This window comes from Sphaerisporangium sp. NPDC049002, from assembly GCF_040649355.1.
Lineage (GTDB): Bacteria > Actinomycetota > Actinomycetes > Streptosporangiales > Streptosporangiaceae > Sphaerisporangium.
On the sequence record NZ_JBEZFH010000368.1, the window covers coordinates 1 to 3,561 of the forward strand.

General features: G+C 73.4%; 3 protein-coding genes. 1 reads left to right on the forward strand and 2 read right to left on the reverse strand.

The window, feature by feature from the left end; all coding sequences use genetic code 11:
- Positions 1-36 precede the first annotated feature (36 nt).
- The gene (locus tag AB0B89_RS35450) at positions 37-537 is read right to left on the reverse strand and encodes a hypothetical protein (RefSeq protein WP_358561868.1); all 501 of its coding nucleotides are present in this window, start codon (positions 535-537) and stop codon (positions 37-39) included.
- A 208-nt stretch (positions 538-745) separates the two neighbouring features.
- Between AB0B89_RS35450 and AB0B89_RS35455 the strand changes: the two genes are divergently transcribed.
- On the forward strand, positions 746-1,174 hold the full coding sequence (locus AB0B89_RS35455; RefSeq protein ID WP_358561871.1) for a DUF6069 family protein: 429 nt from the start codon (positions 746-748) through the stop codon (positions 1,172-1,174).
- Positions 1,175-1,286: 112 nt separating this feature from the next.
- Here AB0B89_RS35455 and AB0B89_RS35460 read toward each other — a convergent pair.
- On the reverse strand, positions 1,287-3,561 hold a 2,275-nt coding region (locus tag AB0B89_RS35460; RefSeq protein WP_358561874.1), incomplete at its 5' end, for a CARDB domain-containing protein.

Consider the following 3,561-nt stretch of genomic DNA (forward strand, 5'->3'; position numbering starts at 1 on the left):
CCACGTCGGCGAAGCCCTCCCGGCGCAACAGCCGGGTCAGCTTCCTGCCGATCTGGCGGTCTCCCCCCGCGTCGCGCCGCCCCAGCCGACCAGCGCGCCGTACCCGACGGTGACCAGGACCAGCCACCAGCCGAAGGAGATGCCCGCGTTGGGCCGCCACAGGCCCTGCGCCGCCTGCGCCGCGATCCCCGCCGCGGCCGTCGCGGCCGCGGCGGGAAAGCCGCGCCGCTGGGCGACCTGGAGCGCGCCGAGGGTGGCAGGAGGGGTGGCCGCCGGTGACAGCACGGCCAGCACGGTGAGCGCCAGCGCGCCGGTGACCGGCCGCCACAGCAGTACGGGTGAAAGGGCGCACCCCAGCACCCCGGTAGCGATGTCGAGCGCCAGCAGCCCTCTCGACGGATGCGCTCCGGCCAGTCCCCAGATCGTCGGCGCGACCAGGGCGGCCATACAGGCGATCACCCCTGTCACGACGGCGGTCAAAGGGAGGCGCCGGCGCACGGACTCCGCCTCCGCCTCGCAGTGGTTCTCGCCGTTCACGCGGCCAAGGGTAGCTCCGGGCATCGAGGCGCCGACACCTACCAAAGTCGGTGGCCGGCTCGACCGCGGACGTACCCGCCGCCGCCACGCGCCCGATGCGGGCCCCGCCCCGCGGCGGCGACGCTGTCGGGGTGAACCAGGCGGGACCGGCGGCGGCCATCAGCGGATGGCTCGCGGGACGGCCGTCCGTCATCGAAGGAGGAAGCGCATGTTCGGCGAGACCACTCGTACTGATGCCGCACCGGGGCGCGCCGGCCGTACCGCCACGCGGAGGGCGCTGACCGTGGCCGGCGGGACGGTCGCGGCGCTCGCCGTCTGGGCGGTGGCCGGCCCTGTCGCGGGAGCCGGCCTGACCGTCCAGGTCGGAGGGGCGGTTCAGCCCGTCGGGCCGGGCGCGGTCGCGGTGGCGAGCCTGGTCGCCGGGCTCGCGGCCTGGGCGCTGCTCGCGTCGCTGGAACGGATCGTGAGGCGGCCGGGACGGCTCTGGACGATCATCGCGGTCGTGGTGCTCGTACTGTCGCTGCTCGGGCCGCTCGGCGCCGTCGGAGCCGGGAGCATGGTGGCCCTGGCCTGCATGCACCTGGTCGTCGCCGCGGTGCTCATCCCCGGCCTCGGCCGCTCGGCGCGCGCCCGGTGACCGTGCGTCCGCCCGGGTGGGACGTGCCCGGGGCTTCCCGTCGGATCGCGGCGGGCATGGCGGCGCCTCCCAGGCTTCGCGGGGGCGGGCCAGGGAGGCGTTCGCTGGGTGACTAGTAGCGTTCCGCCACGCCCGAGTTGATCTCGGTGAGCGCCACGGTGGCGTCGGTGTAGCGGAGGAGGCCGGACAGGGTGGGCGGCTGGGCCAGGGTGGCCTGGGCGTAGCGGACGGCGTCGCCGACCGTGCTCAGGCGCAGGCGCTGGGTGGTGAGCGTACGGACGGCGGTGCCCGCGTTGATCCGGCGGGACGCCATGTTGAACGTGGTGGCCAGCAGTTCGGCCCGCAAGGAGCGCGGCTGCGTCGCCGGCAGGAACAGGACCGCCGACGCCTCCTGCTGGGACAGCGCGCCGTTGGCGGCGGAGCCGTCGGCCCCGTCGAAACGGGTGTCGGTGGCCTGGACGCGGGCCAGCACCTCGGCCGTCCGCAGGTCCGTCCGCAGCCCCCACAGCGCCGAGAGCATCGGCAGCCTGCTGGGCGCGACCACGGTGATCGAGGTCTGCGCCGACCCCGTCGCCGGGGTGAACGTGCAGCCGTTCGCCCCGCCGTAGGACAGGCTCGCCGTCCCGGTCGCCTTGGCCCCCGCCTCCATCAGCAGGGTGGGCCGCGCCGTGAACGTGATGGTGCCCGACGCGCCGGCGGCGACCGTGGCGAGGTTCCAGGTCAGCGTCGTGGTGCCGTCGGCGTTCCTGGTCACGGTGGCCGGGCGTGGCCCGGCGCCCTGGTCGAGGGCCTGGCTGTAGTAGACGCCCGCGGGCAGCGTGTACTTCAGGGTGGCTCCGGTGGCCGGCGCGCTGCCGGTGTTGCGGTGGCCGACCGTGTACGTGATCGCCTCGCCCGCGTTCACGGAGGAGGTGGCCGTGGCGGTCACCGCCATGACGGGCGCGTGGACCCTGGTGACGGCCGTGGCGGTGTTGTCGGCCAGCGTCTCCTCCAGTTCGGGCTCCCCGGCGGCGTTCTTGCCGGTGACCTTGACGGTGCTGGTCAGCGTGCTGCCGTCCGCGGCAGTGCAGGGCACCGTGTACGTGAACGTCTCGGTGGCCGTCTGGCCGGGCGCGAGGTCGCTCAGTTGCCGGGTGACCGGGTCGCCTGCGGGAGGCGTGAACGTGACCGAGGTGGCCGTGGACTTGCTGGGTCCCTTGTCGCCGATCGTCACGGTGGCGGTCACCGTGTCGCCGCCGGCGGCGTCGGGCCTGTCGACGGTCATGCCCGCGGTCAGGTCGACCGCCTTCACGCGGAGCACGGCGTCCCCGGTCAGCTCGGGCACGATCGGGCCGTGCGTACCGTCGGAGAAGTACCGGCTGCTGGTGAAGTCGTAGACCAGGCGGTCCCAGTCGGGGTTGCTGAGCAGCGTCTCGTCGTCGTCGGTCTTGTCGCAGTCCGGCCCGAGGGCGGTGATGCGGTTGATGTTGGCGCTCGCGTGAGCCGAGAACGGCGGTCCGTCGCCGGTCCAGTCGATCGGGTCCTCCGCCGGGCCCTTGGCCACCAGGCCGCCGACGCCGTAGATGACCGGGCGGACGACGCCCGCGAGTCCGGGGTCCTTGATCTCGTCGAGGTCGGTCTCGTCCAGGTTCGCCTTGCCGAACCGCTGGTAGTCGAGGGGGCGGTCGGGGTCGATCCCCGCGAACTGCCAGGAGTAGCTCATGACGCTCTGGTAGTTGGGCTTGCAGTTGACCAGGTCGGCGGTCCCGTTGCCGTAGCGCCCGCCGTGGCCGAGGCCGAAGGTGTGGCCGAGCTCGTGAAGCAGCGTCGCCTGCTCGGCGGCGGCACGCCCGCCGACCTCGCCGAACATCTTGGGGGTCCACCGGCCGAGGGACACGACGAAGTCGTTGGAGCCCCGGTCGTCCAGCTCCGCCCGGCCCGAGGTGGTCCCGCTGTCGGTCAGGCCGTTGATGAAGATCCCGTACCGGAAGTGCAGCCGCTTGTAGAGCATGATCTTGTCGCACAGGGGGCTGGCACGGTCCGCGTCGGTGCCGAAGTTGCCGGTGGCGTCCGGTCCGCACGCCTTGGCGGGGTTGCCCTGCTTGAGGTCGTCGAAGTCGTCGTACGTGCCGGGGGCGCGGGTGTCGCCGAAGTCGATCGCCTCGGCGTACGGGAGCTCCTCGTCCGGTATCAGGTGCAGTGCCAGGCCGTCGGCATGGGTCTGGGGGTTGGTGACGAGGGCGTCCGAGAACACCTGCTCGACCCTGGACAGCACGCCGTCCTGCGGCTTCTCCAGGCGCATCCAGTCGATCTCGGCGTAGATGTCACGCCGGGTGGGGTCGGCGCCGAGGTCGCCCTTGGCGCCCGCCGAGGGCAGCGACCAGATGTTGGACGCCGCGTTGTTGTAG

Excerpts from the sequence above, each read along its gene's own strand:
- AB0B89_RS35455 (WP_358561871.1), top strand. The coding sequence starts at position 746 with ATGTTCGGCGAGACCACTCGTACTGATGCCGCACCGGGGCGCGCCGGC.